14 protein-coding genes are annotated in these 15,598 nt (G+C 72.3%); 5 read left to right on the top strand and 9 right to left on the bottom strand.

The features are described from left to right. Positions 1 to 98: 98 nt before the first annotated feature. From ACX27O_RS22435 to ACX27O_RS22475, 9 genes are all read right to left on the bottom strand, one after another. Complete coding sequence (locus ACX27O_RS22435; RefSeq protein WP_357636096.1) at positions 99 to 1,262, bottom strand: acyl-CoA dehydrogenase family protein; 1,164 nt, start codon at positions 1,260 to 1,262, stop codon at positions 99 to 101. Beyond that, positions 1,259 to 3,295 carry an acetyl/propionyl/methylcrotonyl-CoA carboxylase subunit alpha gene (locus ACX27O_RS22440; protein WP_458940036.1) on the bottom strand — a complete coding sequence of 679 codons (2,037 nt, stop codon included), beginning with the start codon at positions 3,293 to 3,295 and terminating at the stop codon, positions 1,259 to 1,261. The genes ACX27O_RS22435 and ACX27O_RS22440 overlap by 4 nt, the downstream gene beginning before the upstream one ends. A 71-nt stretch (positions 3,296 to 3,366) precedes the next feature. After that, a complete protein-coding gene (locus tag ACX27O_RS22445; protein WP_458940037.1) occupies positions 3,367 to 4,968 on the bottom strand; it encodes an acyl-CoA carboxylase subunit beta in 1,602 nt (533 codons plus the stop codon). Beyond that, entirely contained in the window at positions 4,965 to 6,161 is a 1,197-nt protein-coding gene (locus ACX27O_RS22450) for an acyl-CoA dehydrogenase family protein (RefSeq protein WP_210864885.1), read from the bottom strand. Before ACX27O_RS22450 ends, ACX27O_RS22445 begins: the two co-directional genes overlap by 4 nt. Further along, positions 6,158 to 7,831 carry an acyclic terpene utilization AtuA family protein gene (locus ACX27O_RS22455; protein WP_210864884.1) on the bottom strand — a complete coding sequence of 558 codons (1,674 nt, stop codon included), beginning with the start codon at positions 7,829 to 7,831 and terminating at the stop codon, positions 6,158 to 6,160. The genes ACX27O_RS22450 and ACX27O_RS22455 overlap by 4 nt, the downstream gene beginning before the upstream one ends. Then, positions 7,828 to 8,625, bottom strand: coding sequence for a TIGR03084 family metal-binding protein (locus ACX27O_RS22460; protein WP_458940038.1), 798 nt, complete (start codon positions 8,623 to 8,625; stop codon positions 7,828 to 7,830). The genes ACX27O_RS22455 and ACX27O_RS22460 overlap by 4 nt, the downstream gene beginning before the upstream one ends. Before the next feature lie 37 nt (positions 8,626 to 8,662). Then, positions 8,663 to 9,268, bottom strand: a complete 606-nt coding sequence (locus ACX27O_RS22465; protein ID WP_458940039.1) for a TetR/AcrR family transcriptional regulator — start codon at positions 9,266 to 9,268, stop codon at positions 8,663 to 8,665. A gap of 560 nt (positions 9,269 to 9,828) precedes the next feature. Beyond that, entirely contained in the window at positions 9,829 to 10,572 is a 744-nt protein-coding gene (locus tag ACX27O_RS22470; RefSeq protein ID WP_210859678.1) for a metallophosphoesterase family protein, read from the bottom strand. Between the two features lie 114 nt (positions 10,573 to 10,686). Continuing rightward, complete coding sequence (locus tag ACX27O_RS22475; RefSeq protein WP_007466162.1) at positions 10,687 to 11,364, bottom strand: Crp/Fnr family transcriptional regulator; 678 nt, start codon at positions 11,362 to 11,364, stop codon at positions 10,687 to 10,689. 143 nt (positions 11,365 to 11,507) lie between these two features. On the opposite strand from ACX27O_RS22475, the gene ACX27O_RS22480 reads away from it, so the two are divergent. The 5 genes from ACX27O_RS22480 to ACX27O_RS22500 are packed head-to-tail and all read left to right on the top strand — an operon-like array spanning position 11,508 to position 15,573. After that, positions 11,508 to 12,215 carry an adenosylcobinamide amidohydrolase gene (locus ACX27O_RS22480; protein ID WP_358127940.1) on the top strand — a complete coding sequence of 236 codons (708 nt, stop codon included), beginning with the start codon at positions 11,508 to 11,510 and terminating at the stop codon, positions 12,213 to 12,215. Between the two features lie 11 nt (positions 12,216 to 12,226). After that, entirely contained in the window at positions 12,227 to 13,405 is a 1,179-nt protein-coding gene (locus ACX27O_RS22485) for a CapA family protein (protein WP_279515380.1), read from the top strand. 40 nt (positions 13,406 to 13,445) lie between these two features. Continuing rightward, on the top strand, positions 13,446 to 14,234 hold the full coding sequence (gene nth / locus ACX27O_RS22490; protein ID WP_357636082.1) for an endonuclease III: 789 nt from the start codon (positions 13,446 to 13,448) through the stop codon (positions 14,232 to 14,234). Next, entirely contained in the window at positions 14,231 to 14,884 is a 654-nt protein-coding gene (locus ACX27O_RS22495) for a TlpA family protein disulfide reductase (RefSeq protein ID WP_210859676.1), read from the top strand. The genes nth and ACX27O_RS22495 overlap by 4 nt, the downstream gene beginning before the upstream one ends. Continuing rightward, on the top strand, positions 14,881 to 15,573 hold the full coding sequence (locus ACX27O_RS22500) for an NUDIX hydrolase (protein WP_030328028.1): 693 nt from the start codon (positions 14,881 to 14,883) through the stop codon (positions 15,571 to 15,573). The genes ACX27O_RS22495 and ACX27O_RS22500 overlap by 4 nt, the downstream gene beginning before the upstream one ends. The last annotated feature ends 25 nt before the right edge of the window (positions 15,574 to 15,598 follow it).

A 15,598-nucleotide genomic window follows, 5' to 3' on the forward strand; every position in this document is an offset into this window, starting at 1 on the left:
CCTTATGCCGCGATCTTGCACTACTGTCCCGACGTAAAGGGCATCTCACGCATATCGACGACCGAAACTGCAAGATCGGCGTGGCCGTGCAGGCCGGGTCAGTACGACTTGTCCTGGCCGAGGACGTGTTGGGCCACGAAGTTGAGGATCATCTCGCGGCTGACCGGGGCGATCCGGCCGGCCCGGACCGCGCCGAGCAGGGTCGCCACCCCGTACTCGGTGGTCATGCCGGCCCCGCCGAGCACCTGGACGGCGGTGTCCACGGCGAGCGCGGCGGCCTCACCGGCCGCGTACTTGGCCATGTTGCCGGACACCCCGGCCTCCAGGTCGCGGCCAGCGTCGTACAGCGTGGCCGCCTTCTGGATCATGAGCCGGGCCAGCTCCACCTGCACCGCCGCGTGGGCCAGCGGGTGCGACACGCCCTGGTGGGTGCCGATGGTCCGACCACCCCAGACCTTGCGGGTGGCGGTGTACTCGCTGGCCCGCTCGATGGCGTACCGGCCGGTGCCGGCGCCCATCGCGGCCACCGTGATCCGCTCCGGGTTGAGCCCGGCGAAGAGTGCCGGCAGTCCCGCGTCCAGCGACTCACCGAGCAGCGCGTCGGCGGGCACCCGCACGTCGTCCAGGTAGAGCAGGAACTGGTTCTCCGGAGACACGATCTCCATGTCCAGCTTGGACCGGGTCAGCCCGGCCGCGTCGGTCGGCACCAGGAACAGCGCCGGCTTGAGCTTGCCGGTCGAGGAATCCTCGGTACGCGCCACCACCAGCACGTGCCCGGCCTCGTCGACTCCGGAGATGTAGCACTTGCGACCGTTGAGCACCCAGTCGCCACCGTCGCGCCGGGCCACCGTGCCGAGCCGGTGGAAGTTGGAACCGGCCTCCGGCTCGGTGATCGCGAAGACGATCTTCTGGGAGCCGTCGGCCAGGCCCGGCAGGTGCCGTTTGCGCTGCTCCTCGGTGCCGTGTCGGTTGATCACGGTCGCCGCGATGGCTGGGGAGACCACCAGCAGCAGCAACGGGCAACCGGCCGCCGCCAACTCCTCGCAGACGATGGCCAGTTCGGTGATGCCGCCGCCCCCGCCGCCGTACTCGGTGGGGATGTTGACCCCCAGGTAGCCGAGCCGTCCCGCCTCGGCCCACAACTCGGTGGTGTGCTCACCGGCCTTCGCCTTCTCGACGAAGTAGCCGTGGCCGTAGCGGCGGCCCAGGGCCCGCACGGCGTCGCGCAACTGGTCCTGTTCGGGGGTGAGGTCGAAGGTCATCGGGGGTCCTCCTCGGGATTCGACGGCTCCAGATCGGCGGATGCGGGGGAGCTGTCGATGACGGCCAGCACTGCGCCCGCCTGCACCTGACCACCGGTCGGCACCGGCAACTCGGCGACCACACCGTCGATCGGGGCGAGCACGGGATGTTCCAGCTTCATCGCTTCCAACGTGAGCAGCGGATCGCCGGCCCTGACCCGCTGGCCGACCTGGACGTGCACCCGGGTCACCGCGCCGGGCAGCGGCGCGAGCAGCGACCCCGCACCCACTTCCGTCGTGGGCAGGGGAAGGCGCGGCAGCTCGGTCAGGCTCGCCGCCCCGTCCGGGCCGTCCACGAAGACAGCCGACCCCACCCGGTGTACGCGGTACCCGCGCCGAACCCCGTCGACGTCGAGCACCACCCGGTCCGCTGCGGCCTGAACCAGCGCCACTGCCGGCGGGTCCGCCGACCCAGCGGCGTCGGAGCCCGGGGCTGTGCTGCCCCAGTCCGCGAGCCGGCCGGTCCGGTCCAGGCGGTAGCGGACCTCGATCTCGTGGCCGTCCGACTGGACGAGGCGGGTGACCTGCGGGACGGCGGGCACGTTGCGCCACCCGGAAGGGAGCCCGGACAGCACCGGCGCGGTCGCCCGACGGTGCGCCGCGCCCGCCAGCGCGGCGGCGAGGGCGGTGAGCGGCACCTGCTCGGTGGGGAGCAGTGGGTCGAAGACCCCCGGGTGCCGGTCCAGGAAACCCGTGTCGATCTCCACGGCGGCGAACGCGGGGCTGCGCAGCACCCGGACCAGCAGGTCCCGGTTGGTGGTCACCCCGTGCAGCTCGGCCCGGGTCAGCGCGCCGGCCAGCAGCCGGGTCGCCTCCGCCCGGGTACGACCCCAGGCGATCAGCTTCGCGAGCATCGAGTCGTAGTGCACCCCGACCACCGAGCCGGCCACCACACCCGAGTCGAGCCGCAGCCCCGGCCCGGCCAGCCCACCGAACTCGGTCACCACCGCGCCGACGCTGAACCGGTGCAGCGTCCCGGTGTCCGGCCGCCACCCCGCCGCCGCGTCCTCGGCGCACAGGCGCACCTCGATCGCGTGCCCGGTGCTCCCCGGAAGGTCCGCCGGCAGCGGCTCACCCTCGGCGACGAGCAGTTGCAACCCCACCAGGTCCAGGCCGGTGCACAGCTCGGTGACCGGGTGCTCCACCTGGAGCCGGGTGTTCATCTCCAGGAAGAAGAACTCGCCACCCGGGGCGAGCAGGAACTCCACAGTGCCCGCGCCCAGGTAGTCCACCGCTCGCCCGGCCGCCACCGCCGCCTCGTGCAACGCCGTCCGCACCCGCTCCGGTACGACCGCCGGTGCCTCCTCGACGATCTTCTGGTGCCGCCGCTGGATCGAGCATTCCCGGTCGCCGAGCGCCACCACCCGACCGTGGGTGTCGCCGAAGATCTGCACCTCGACGTGCCGGCCGCGCTCGACGTACCGCTCGATAAAGACAGTGCCGTCGCCGAACGCGGCAGCCGCCTCGCGGCGCGCGGAGGCGACCGCCTCGGCCAGCTCGTCGGCGGTCCGGACGATCCGCATCCCCCGGCCGCCACCGCCGGCCGACGCCTTCACCAGCACCGGGAAGTCCGTGATCTCGTCCGGGTCGGTCCAACTGGGCAGCATCGGCACGCCCGCCTCGGCGAGCAGCGCCTTCGCCGCCAGCTTGTCGCCCATCGCGGCGATCACCTTGGCCGGCGGCCCGACCCAGGTCAGGCCGGCGTCGGTCACCGCCGCCGCGAACTCGGCGTTCTCGGCGAGAAACCCGTAACCGGGATGGACGGCGTCCGCGCCGGTGCGCCGGGCCGCGTCCAGGATCAGATCCACCCGCAGGTACGTCTCGGCCGGCGTGTTCCCGGGCAGCCGGACCGCCTGGTCGGCCTCGGCGACGAACGGCGCGTCGGCGTCCGCGTCCGAGTGCACGGCGACGGTCTGCACGCCCATCGCACGGCAGGTGGCGAAGATCCGACGGGCGATCTCGCCCCGGTTGGCCACGAGCAGTCGGTTGATCATGGTCCCCTGAGCCTGCCTTTCGTTCGCGACTGCGGGACTCCGCTTCGCTGCGTTCCTCGCGCTCACGGTGCCTACATCCGGAAGACGCCGAAACCGTCGGCGCCCTTCACCGGTCCGTTGTGGATCGCCGAGAGGCAGAGCCCGAGGACGGTCCGGGTGTCCCGAGGATCGATCACCCCGTCGTCGTAGAGCCGGCCGGAGAGGAAGAGTGCCCCGGACTGCGACTCGATCTGCTGCTCGACCATCATCCGCATCGCCGCGTCGGACTCCTCGTCGTAGTCGCGCCCCCGGGCGGCAGCCGCCTGCCGGGCCACGATGGACAGCACCCCCGCGAGCTGCGCCGGGCCCATCACCGCCGACTTCGCGTTCGGCCAGGTGAACAGGAACCTCGGCTCGTACGCCCGGCCGCACATGCCGTAGTTGCCGGCCCCGTACGAGGCACCCAGGTTCACCGTCAGGTGCGGCACCGTCGAGTTCGACACCGCGTTGATCATCAGGGCGCCGTGCTTGATGATGCCGCGCTGCTCGTACTCGGTGCCGACCATGTAGCCGGTGGTGTTCTGCAAGAAGATCAACGGGGTGTCCGAGGCGTTCGCGAGCTGGATGAACTGGGCCGCCTTCTGCGCCTCCGCGCTGAACAGCACCCCTCGGGCGTTCGCCAGCACCCCCACCGGGTACCCGTGCAGCTCGCCCCAACCGGTGACCAGCGCGTCCCCGTACGCCGGCTTGAACTCGTCGAAGTCGCTGCCGTCGAGGATCCGGGCCAGCACCTCCCGGGGGTCGAACGGCACCTTCAGGTCGGCGCTGGTGATGCCGAGCAACTCCTCCGGGTCGTACTTCGGCGGCTGCGGCACCGCCGTACGCGGCGACGGGCCCTGCTTACGCCAGTTCAGCCGGCGGACACACTGCCGGGCCAGCCGGATGCCGTCCCGCTCGTCGGCGGCCAGGTGATCGGCGAGCCCGGACGTGCCGGCGTGCATCGCCGCTCCACCCAACGACTCGTCGTCGGTGACCTCGCCGGTCGCCATCTTCACCAGCGGCGGACCGGCCAGGTAGACCTGGGACCGGTCCCGAATCATGATCACGTGATCGGACATCCCCGGCACGTACGCGCCACCGGCCGTCGCGTTGCCGAAGACCACGCTGACAGTGGGGATGCCCGCCGCCGAGAGCCGGGTGAGGTCACGAAACACCCGACCACCGGGGATGAAGATCTCCGCCTGGGTGGGCAGATCCGCCCCGGCCGACTCGACCAGGTTGACCATGGGCAGCCGGTTGGCAAGCGCGATCTCGCCGGCCCGCCGGGTCTTCGCCAGCGACCACGGATTGACAGCGCCGCCGCGTACGGTCGGATCGTTCGCGACGATCAGGCACTCCACGCCCTCGACCACCCCGATACCGGTGACCACGCTGGCTCCGACGGGGAAGTCCGAGCCGTACGCGGCGACCGGCGACAACTCCAGGAAAGGGCTGTCGGCGTCCACCAGCAGCTCGATCCGCTCCCGGGGGAGCAGCTTGCCGCAGGCGTGGTGCCGGGTCACGTACTTCTCGCCACCACCGGCCCGCGCCTGGTCCAGCGCGGCGTCCAACTCGGCCAGCCGCTCCAGCAACGCCGCCCGGTTCGCCACATACGAGGGCGCGGACGGGTCGACCGAGCTGTCCAGGATCGTCATAAGCCCATGCCCTTCGCGATGATCTCGTTCATGATCTCGGTGGTGCCGCCGCCGATGCCGAGGATCCGCGCGTCGCGGTAGTGCCGCTCCACCTCGGCGTCGCGCAGGTAGCCGAAGCCGCCGTGCAGCTGCAACGCCTGGTCGACGACGTGGTCGCAGGCGGCCACCGCCATGTTCTTGGCCATCGCCACCTCGGTCACCACCGGCTCGCCGGCAGCCACCCGAGCGGCGACGTCGTGCACGTACGACCGGGCCGCCTCGGTGCGGGTGTGCATCTCGGCCAACCGGTGCCTGATCAGCTGCCGGCTGGCCAGCGGACGCCCGAAGGTCTCCCGGTCCCGGCACCAACGCACCGCCAGCTCGACGCAGCGCTGCGCGGTCGCGTACGCCTGGGTCGCCAGCGACAGCCGTTCCGCAGCGAAGTGCTGCATGATCGCCAGGAAGCCGGTGTTCTCCGCGCCGATCCGGTTGGCGACCGGCACCCGTACGTCAGCGAAGGACAGCTCGGCGGTGTCCGAGCAGTGCCAGCCCAGCTTCTCCAACCGGCGTCCCACGGTGAACCCGGGCGACCCCTTGTCGATGACCAGCAGGGTGAGTTCACCGCTGCCGGGGAAGTCGGTACACACGGCGGTGGTCACGAAGTCGGCCCGGTGGCCGCTGGTGATGTACGTCTTCGACCCGTTCACCACGTAGTGGTCGCCGTCGCGGCGGGCGGTCGTGCGGATGCCCGCCACGTCCGAACCGCCGTCCGGCTCGGTGATGGCCAGCGCCCCGATCATCGTGCCGGACAGGGTGGGCCGGACGTACCGCTCGATCAGGCTGTCGTCGGCTGGGGACGCGGTGCCGCCGAGCCGACCGCCCAGCGAGCCGCCGGTGCGGGCACCGGCCGCCGCGACCATGTGCGGCAACGCGATCCCGTGCGTGAACAGGGCCGCCACCAGCCCGGACGAGCCGCCGGAGCGGATCAGCTCCTCGGTCACGATGATCGAGTCGAGCAGGTCACCGCCGCTGCCACCGACCGACTCCGGGAAGCCGATGCCGAGCAGGCCGAGCTTCGCGGCGGTCGCGTGCAACGCCCGGGGCACCTCGCCGGCCCGCTCCCAGTCGTCCAGGTGCGGCAACACCTCCCGGGTCACGAACGCCCGGGTCAGTTCGCGCAGTTGCCGGCGCTCCGGGGTGTCCACGATGCTCATCGCGCCTCCGTCGACAGGTCGGCCGGCAGGTCGACGATCCGGGCGCGCAGCAGCTCGCCGAGCGCCTTGGCCTGCGGGTCGAACCGGGTGGACGCGGCCACCCCCGCGCCGAGCAGACCCTCGATCACGAAGTTGACAGCACGCAGGTTCGACAACTCGTAGCGCCGCACGGTCAGCGGCGCGGTCTCCGGCAGTAGTTCCGCCAGCCGGTCGACTGTCAGCCAGGCCCGCAGCCAGGCGTACCCGGCGTCGGAACGCGCCCAGACACCGAGGTTGGCATCCCCGCCCTTGTCCCCGGAGCGCGCGCCGACCACCTCGCCGAGCGCCCCGCGCCGGGTCGAGCCGTTGACCGCCACCTCGTCACCCGAGGCGGGCTCGTCCTGCGCTGTGGGGGCGGTGCGGATCGGCGGGGCGATCGGCACCCGCTCGCCACCGGGCAGCACCGCGACGTGCGCCACCGCGTCCTGCGGCACCGCGTCGGCGGTGAAGACGCCGTACGGTGTCGCGTCGCCGGGCACCGTGGTCAGGGTGCAGCCCGGGTACGAGGCCAGGGCCAACTCCACCGCGGCGGCCGAGAACGCCCGACCGGCCCGCGTCTTGTCGCCGTCACGCAGGTGTACGTGCAGCAGGGCGCTGGCCGCCTCGGTGTCGGCGGCGTTCTCGTGGTCGGTGCGGGCCAGCGTGAACTCCAGCCCGTCAGCGCCCACCGCCTCCTCGATCTGCCCTCGGACCAGTGCCGCCTTCGCCTCGATGTGCAGACCGCAGAGGACGAACGTCATCGAGTTGCGGAAGCCGCCGAGGTTGTTGACGCCCACCTTGAGGGTTGGCGGTGGCGGCGTGCCCCGTACGCCGGAGACCCGGACCCGGTCCGGCCCGTCGGCGTGCAGCGCCACGGTGTCCAGTCGGGTGACCACATCCGGCCCGAGATAGGACGGCCCGCCGATCTCGTAGAGCAGTTGGGCGGTGACCGTCTCCACGGTGACCGCGCCACCGGTGCCCGGATGTTTGGTGACCACCGACGAGCCGTCGGAGTGCACCTCGACGATCGGGAACCCGGGCCGGTGACCGCCGTCGGGCAGTTCGGTGAAGAAGCTGAAGTTGCCGCCGGTGACCTGTGCGCCGCACTCGACGAGGTGCCCCGCGACGGTGGCCCCGGCCAGCTCGTCGAGGTCGTCGCGGCCCCACCCGTACCAGGCGATGGCCGGGCCGACCACCAGCGACGCGTCGGTGACCCGGCCGGTGACCACCACGTCGGCACCCGCGTCCAGGCAGGCGGCGATCCCGAACGCGCCGAGGTAGGCGTTAGCGCTCAACGCGTCCGGCCGCTGGATCGTGTCGCCCTCGACGTATCCGATCCGGGCCGGCAGGCCGAGCCGGTTGGCGAGCTTCTCGATGGCCGCGGCCAGGCCGGCCGGGTTCAACCCGCCGGCGTTGGTCACGATCCGCACCCCTCGGTCGAGGGCGGTGCCGAGGCAGGTCTCCAGTTGCCGCAGGAACGTCTTCGCGTAGCCCAGGTCGCTGTCACGGAGACGATCCCGGGCCAGGATCAGCATGGTCAACTCGGCCAGGTAGTCGCCGGTCAGCACGTCCAGCTCACCGCCGTCGAGCATCTCCCGCCAGGCGGTGAACCGGTCGCCGTAGAAGCCGGAGGCGTTGCCGATACGGATCATGCCCGTACCCCGTTCCCGCCGGCCGGCTTGCGGCCGTCACCCGGCGGCCCGGCGAAGGCCTGTGCCACGTCGAGCCAGTCGTCGGCGACCGGCCCGGTGGCGACCAGTGCGAGGTCCGTACGGTGTCGGCGCTGGGTGACCAGCTGGCAGAAGTCCCGGGCCGGGCCGGTGACCCGGTCGGCGGCGTCCGCCGGGCCCCAGCTCCACGTGTCGCCGCCGGGCCCGACCAGCTCGACCCGGACCGGCGCCGTCGGCGCCTCCCGGCCGTGCGCGATGAAACCGTGCCCGAGGGTACGCACGCCCAGGTGCGCCACGTGCCGAAGCCGGTCGCTGTCGGGGCGGACCACGCCGAGGGCCTCGGCGACGTCCCCGCCGTGTGCCCAGGTCTCCATGAGCCGGGCGGTGGCCATCGAGGTGGCCGACATCCGGGTGCCGTACCAGGGCAGTTTGTCACCGGCCGGAACGGCGGCCAGCGCGTCGACGAGCGCGGTTCGTCCGGCCCGCCAGCGGGCGAGCAGCTCGGCCGGCGGTGCCAGGAACTCCTCGGCCCCCGCGTCGACCATCCGCGTCACGTCCGGCGCGGAGGTCACCGTCGCGTAGAACGCCTCCGCGTCGGTGGCGGCCAACAGTGCCACGTGGTCGGTCCAGGCGAGGTGTGCGATCTGATGCCCGATGCTCCAGCCCGGCGCGGGGGTCGGCCTCGCCCAGTCGGCTGCGGGCAGTGTGGCCACCAGGGCGTCCAGCTGGGCGGACTCGTCGGCCAGGTCCGTGAGCAGGTCGCTGAGGTCGACCATGGTGCCTCCGGTCGGTGGGGGCCGGTGCGGCCGGCGGTCAGGGGGTGAGCAGAGTGGCGAGCTGGCGCTTCCAGGTGGTCAGCAGGGCGGCCCGGCGGGCCGAGTCGTCGCTGAGCAGATTGGCCACCCCGAGCCCGCGGAGCAGGTCGAGGGTGGCCTGCACCGCTTCGCGGACGCCGGGTCGACGCTCGTCGACACCGAGCAGGGCGACGGTGAGCCGGTGCATCTCCCGCCCGACCGTCGCCTCCAGCGGCACCAGGGCGTCGCGGAGTTCCCGGTCGGTGCGGGCGGCGACCCAGAGCTCAAGCGCGGCCACGAAAAGCGGACCGGTGAACGCCACGGCGAGCAGGTCGACGACCCGGTCCAACCGTTGTGGGCCAGCAGGCAACGCTTCGGCCTCGGTGCGCAACTCGTCGGCCCGACGCTCGGCCAGGTGAGCCACGGCGGCCGTGACCAGCGCCGCCTTCGTCGGGTAGTGGTGCAGCTGAGCCCCACGGGAAACACCGGCCCGCGCCGCGACGACGGTGGTCGTGGTGCCGGACCAACCGTGCTCGATCAGGCAGTCGACGGTCGCCTCCAGCAGCCGGGCCTGGGTGGCGCGGCTGCGTTCCTGCTGGGGGACACGCGTCGATGCGGGGGGCACGCGAACAGCCTGGGGCCTACAAAACAAACAGTCAAGACTGACTTTTTCTAGGCCCGTGTCGCTCGGGCGCGAGCCGGGCGGGCTCGGGCCCCGCGAAGGCGCAGTGGACGGGTGACGGGACTTCGGGTGGGCCATGGTGGCGCCGCCCAGGAGACGGCATGGGGGCAGTGGCCTCGCTTTGGAGCTGATGTCACAAACGAATCACCCGTCGGCCCCGCTGCCCGCTGCCTGCTGCCCCTTGCCCCTTGCTCCTTGCTCCTTGCCCGTTGCTGATGCCTGATGCCCACTGCCCGTTGCCCACTGGCCTTGCCTTGGATCGGCCTGCCGATCACCGACCGCTGATGCCGCAAACGATTCAGCTCCAAAGGGCCCCTGACCCGTAATCGGAGTGCTGCCGGCGTGGCCGTCGGGTGCCTGCTCGGCGACCGCCGGACGCCGTGTCAGCGGCTGTCGGGCGGTCTTCCCAGCGACGGGCCGTCGGCTGTGCGCCGTCTCGGACCGTCGGCTCCATGCCTCGGCCCGCCGCTGTTGCGCCGCCGTTGCGTCGTCAGGCTGCCGGGTCAGCGGCCGTCGCGGGGGCCGAAGACGGTCAGCGCGTCGGCGTCGCTGTGTCGGGAGCGCAGGTACTCGTCGGCCCAGGCGGCGGCATCGGGGAAGGTCGACTCCGCTGCCACCCGCGCGCAGGCGGCGTCCACGTCGAAGGCGGTGCGGCGCAGTTGGACGCCCGGCCCGAGCAGCGCCCACCACGCTCCGGCGCCCCCGTACGGCATGCCGATGCTGCCCGGGTTCACCACCAGCCGCCGGTCGACCAGCCGGGTGAAGGGCATGTGCGTGTGGCCGCAGACCACCGTGGAAACCTCGGCGGGAAGACCGTCGAACACCTCCGCCCAGCGGGCCAACCGGGAGTCGACGAGCACCACCTCCTCGTCGTCGCGGGGCGTCGCGTGGCAGAACAGCGTCGGCCCGAGGCCGTCGACCTCCAACGTCACCGTCGCCGGCAGCGCGCCCAGCCGGGCCACCTGGTCGTCACGCAGTTGCCCGGCGGCCCAGTTCGACACCTCGATCGACGCGGGATGCCCGGCCCGGGCCTCGACCAGCTCGCGATCGGCGTTGCCACCGACCCAGCACACCCGGTCGCCAAGGTCGGCGAGCACGTCCAGCACCTCGACCGGTTGCGGACCCGCGGCGATGTCACCGGTGAGCACGATCAGATCGGCGGTGGCGACGTCCGGCTCAGCCAGTACGGCCTCCAGCGCCGGCAGAACACCATGGATGTCGGAGAGCACCGCAACACGGTTCACCATGGCCCCACCCTCACCGCTGGTACCGCCCCGGGGCCAGCGATTCTGCGCCAGGCAGATGGCAAACGTCCCCGCCTGCGGCCGGCACCGGCCGCAGGCGGGGACGTGCTGTGCCACTCAGACGCGGGCGCGACGGGCCAGGCGCTCCGGGTCCAGAATGATGATGCTCTTGCCGTCCAGGCGCAGCCAACCGCGCGAGGCGAAGTCGGCCAGCGCCTTGTTGACGGTCTCCCGGGAGGCGCCGACGAGTTGGGCGATCTCCTCCTGGGTGAGGTCGTGGGTCACCCGCAGAACGCCACCGTCGCGGGTGCCGAAGCGACCCGCCATCTGCAGCAGGTTCTTGGCGACCCGGCCCGGCACGTCCGTGAAGATCAGGTCGGCGAGCGAGTCGTTGGTCCGGCGCAGTCGACGGGCCAACACCCGGAGCAACTGCTCGGCGATCTCCGGGCGGTTGTTGAGCCACGGCCGCAGCGCCTGCTTACGCAGCCGCACCAGCCGGGTGTCGGTCACCGCGGTAGCGGTCGCCGTACGCGGACCCGGGTCGAAGAGCGACAGCTCACCGACCATGTCCGACGGCCCCATCACCGCGATCAGGTTCTGCCGGCCGTCCGCCGCGCGGCGACCAACCTTGATCTTCCCGGACAGCAGGATGTAGAGGCTGTCACCGGGCTCGCCCTCATTGAAGACGATCTCGCCCTTGCGGACCTCGATCGTCTCCATCTCCTTGGCAAGCGCCTCGGCAGCTTCCGGGTCAACACCCTGGAAGATCCCGCTGCGGGCCAGTACCTCGTCCATTGCGCACCTCCGGTTGCGCGTGCCGTCCGTCGGCCGGGGCCGCCGTCCGCTGATCCCCTCGCGCGCCGCCAAGTCTAGGCGCACGTGAGCATGAATCAGAGGTCGCCCCTGGAATCTTGATCGTTGGGCGTAACCTGCCCGACGTGCTAAGCGAGCCGATTCTGACCAGCCGCGCCGAGGACGGGCGGCACGTCCCGCTGCTCGTCTGGCGCGCGGACGTCCCGCTGCGGGCGGTGAGCAGTGGCCCGCTGGGCGGTGGCATCGGGGTCCGGCGGTGGGTGCTGAACGCGACGGTACCGATGTCGTACGACCGGGAGGACCCCGCGGCGCACCTGGCCTCGCTCGCCGCTGAGCTGGCCCTCGACGGCGCCGGGGTCGGTCTGCTGACCGGCGTCGATGTGGCCGAGGTGGTGGCGCGGACCGACACCGGGGTGCGGGCCTGGGCGACGGTCGGGCTCGGCACGCCGGTGCCCGCGGCCGCGCCGACGCCGGCCGCGCTCGCCGAACGCGTCGGCACAGTCAACATCGTGGTGTACGTGCCGGCCCGGCTCGCCGACTCGGCACTCGTCAACGCGGTGGCCACCGCGACCGAGGCGAAGACCCAGGCGATCACCGAGCTGGGGGTGCCCGGGACCGGCACGCCCACCGACGCGGTCACCGTGCTCTGCCCGGTGGACGGGCCGGAGGCCGCGTACGGCGGGCCACGCTCCACCTGGGGCGCCGCGCTCGCCCGAGCGGTGCACGCGGCAGTCCTGGCCGGCGGCGCCCGGCCGGTCGTGCCGTGGTCTGAGCAGCTCACGGGTGCAAAGTCCAACCGATCGGCCATCGTCGGCGGGTTTAACGACCGGTAGGGTCGCGGGCGATGTACGCTCCCGCCCCCCTCGCGTCCCGCCCGCGTCGCCGCGTCGCCCTCGGCCTCGCCGCGCTGCTGGCCGCCCTCCTCGTGGCCGGCTGTGCCGACCCCGGTGGTGAGGCACCCGTCTGGCAGCCCGGCGCGGGAGGTGGTGGCACCGGCGCACCGGTCTCCACCGCCGGCCCGAAGGCCACCGGGCCCGCCTCCTCCGGTACGGGTGGCGCGATCTCGCTCTCCGCCACCGGCGACATCATCATGGGCAACGCGCCCAGTCGGCTGCCCGCCGCCGGCGGTAAGGGCTTCTTCAACTCGGTCACCGAGGCGCTCAAGGCCGACCTGGTGATGGGCAACCTGGAGGAGCCGCTGACCGTCGACACCGGCACCGGCAAGTGCGGGGCGAACTCCACCCGCTGCTTCCAGTTCCGCGCCCCGCCGGAGTACGCCGGGCACCTGCGCGACGCCGGCTTCGACGTGCTCAACCAGGCCAACAACCACGGCTACGACTACGGCCCGAAGGGCTACGAGAACACCCAGAAGGCGCTGCAGAAGTACGAGCTGGAGCACACCGGCGCGCCGAACGAGATCACCGTGGTCGACGTCAAGGGCGTCAAGGTCGCTGTCGCCGGCTTCTCGTCGTACGTCTGGTCCAACAGTCTCGTCGACATCGCCAAGGCGAAGACAGTCGTTGCCAAGGCCGCCACCATGGCCGACCTGGTCGTGGTGCAGGTGCACATGGGCGGCGAGGGCGCCGACAAGACCCGGGTGAAGCCGGGCACCGAGATGTTCCTGGGCGAGAACCGGGGCGACCCGGTGAAGTTCTCACACGCGATGATCGACGCCGGCGCTGACCTGATCGTCGGGCACGGCCCGCACGTGCTGCGCGGGATGGAGTTCTACCAGGGCCGGCTGATCGCGTACAGCCTGGGCAACTTCGCCGGCGGCGGCAACTCGCTGAGCAACGCCGGTCGCCTCGGCTGGGGCGGGGTGCTGAAGGTGTCGCTCAAGCCGGACGGTAGCTGGGCGGGTGGTTCGTTCACCTCCACGTACATGAACTCCGCCGGCAAGCCGACGATGGACCCGGACGACCGGGGCCTGGGTCTGGTCACCGAGTTGAGCCGCGCCGACTTCCCGAAGGCCGGCGCCCGGTTCGACGGGCAGGGGAAGATCTCGCCGCCAACCGCCGGCTGACCCGAGGAGGACGTCCGGGGTGCGACGTAGGCTGACCGTCGTGACCAGTAGCCCTCCCGGTGCCAGCGAGACCGACCTCGGGCGCAAACGCCGTGCCCGCAAGATCGGCCGGGTGCTGGCCGAGACGCACCCCGACGCGCATTGCGAGCTGGACCACTCCAACGCTCTGGAGTTGGCCGTCGCCACGATCCTGTCCGCGCAGTGCACGGACAAGAAAGTCAACGAGGTCACCCCGAAGCTCTTCGCCCGCTATCCCGACGCCGCCGCGTACGCCGGCGCCGACCGGGGCGAGATGGAGGAGCTGATCCGGCCCACCGGCTTCTACCGCAACAAGACCGACTCGCTGCTCAAGCTCGGTCAGGCCCTCCTCGACCGGTACGACGGCAAGGTCCCCGGCCGGCTCGTCGACCTGGTGACGCTCCCCGGCATCGGCCGCAAGACCGCCAACGTGATCCTCGGCAACGCCTTCGACGTCCCGGGCATCACCGTCGACACGCACTTCCAACGGCTGGTCCACCGGTGGGGGCTGACCACCGAGACCGACCCGGTCAAGATCGAGCACGCGATCGGCGCGCTGTACGACAAGCGCGACTGGACCATGCTCTCGCACCGGATCATCTTCCACGGGCGACGGGTCTGCCACGCCCGCAAACCGGCCTGCGGGGCGTGCACGCTCGCCAGGCTCTGCCCCTCGTACGGCACCGGCCCGACCGAGCCGGCAGCCGCCGCCAAGCTGCTCAAGGGCCCTCGGGCACGCGACCTCGCGGTGGCCGCCGGGGTCGACCCGGAGTTGGTGCCCGCGCAGGCGGTCACGGCGGAGGTGCCGTGAACCGCCGCCTCGCCCTCGCCGTCCTGCCACTGCTGCTGGCCGTCACCGCCTGCACCAGCGGCACTGCCGACGACGAGCCGGCCCCCCGTCCGGCCGCCGCCGAGCGGCCATCGCCGTTCCGGGACTGCGCCACGCTGAGCACCGCGCCCACGGCCGCGACCCCTGGCTCCGGCGCGTCGACCTCCGCGACCCCCGGCTCCGGCACGTCAGCGCCCGCCGCCGGTGGGCAGGCACTGCCGGCGCTGACGCTCTCCTGCTTCACCGGCGGTGCCCCCGTCGCGCTGGGGGCGGTGGCCGGACCGGCGGTGATCAACGTGTGGGCGTCGTGGTGCCCGCCGTGCCGCAAGGAGTTGCCCGCGTTCCAACGCCTCAGCGAGCGGGCCGCCGGTCAGCTCCAGGTGGTCGGGGTCAACAGCCGGGACAGCCGCAGCGGCGCGCAGTCCATCGGCGAGGACTTCGGCGTCCGGTTCCCGATGCTGGTGGACCAGGGGGAGGCGTTGCAGCGGGAGTTGAGGCGCAATGCCATTCCGCTGACCCTCTTCGTCGCCGCCGACGGTCAGATCCGGCACATCGACGCCACCGGCGCTCTCGACGACGCCACGCTCGCCACGCTGGTCCGCCAGCACCTCAACCTGGCGGTGCCGGCGTGACCCGTCGGCCACCCGAGTGGATCGAACCGTTGCTGACCCGGCTGGGCACCGCCCGCGCCGAGGACTTCACCCGGCTCACCACCCCGGCCGAGGGCGGTCGGGAGAGCGCTGTGCTGGTGCTGCTCGGCGAGCAGCCCGGCGTGGGCCCCGACGTGCTGGTCCTGCAACGCGCCGCCAACCTGCGCAACCACGCCGGTCAGCCGGCCTTCCCCGGCGGTGCGGCCGACCCGGAGGACGCCGACGTCCGTGCCACCGCCCTGCGTGAGGCGAACGAGGAGGTGGGCCTCGACCCGGCCAGCGTGACGGTGCTGGCCGAGCTGCCGAAACTGTGGATCCCGGTCAGCGACTTCGTGGTCACGCCGGTGCTGGCCTGGTGGCACGACCCGCACCCGGTACACCCACGGGAGCCGGCCGAGGTGGCACACGTCGCCCGGCTGCCGGTGAGCGAGCTGGTCGATCCGGCCAACCGACTGCGGGTCCGCCACCCGAGCGGCTGGATCGGGCCGGCGTTCTCGGCGCGTGGGATGCTCGTCTGGGGCTTCACCGCGGGGGTGCTCGCCACCCTGCTCGAGATGGGCGGCTGGGCGCGTCCGTGGTCGCCGGGCCGGGTGCTGGAACTTCCGCCGAGCGGGGCGACACCGGCCCCGTCCGCCGGCACCGAAGAGGCCGACGAGAACGCCTTGCGCTGACCGCACGGTCACCTTCCGCAAGCGA

The organism is Micromonospora sp. SD19, assembly GCF_054462275.1.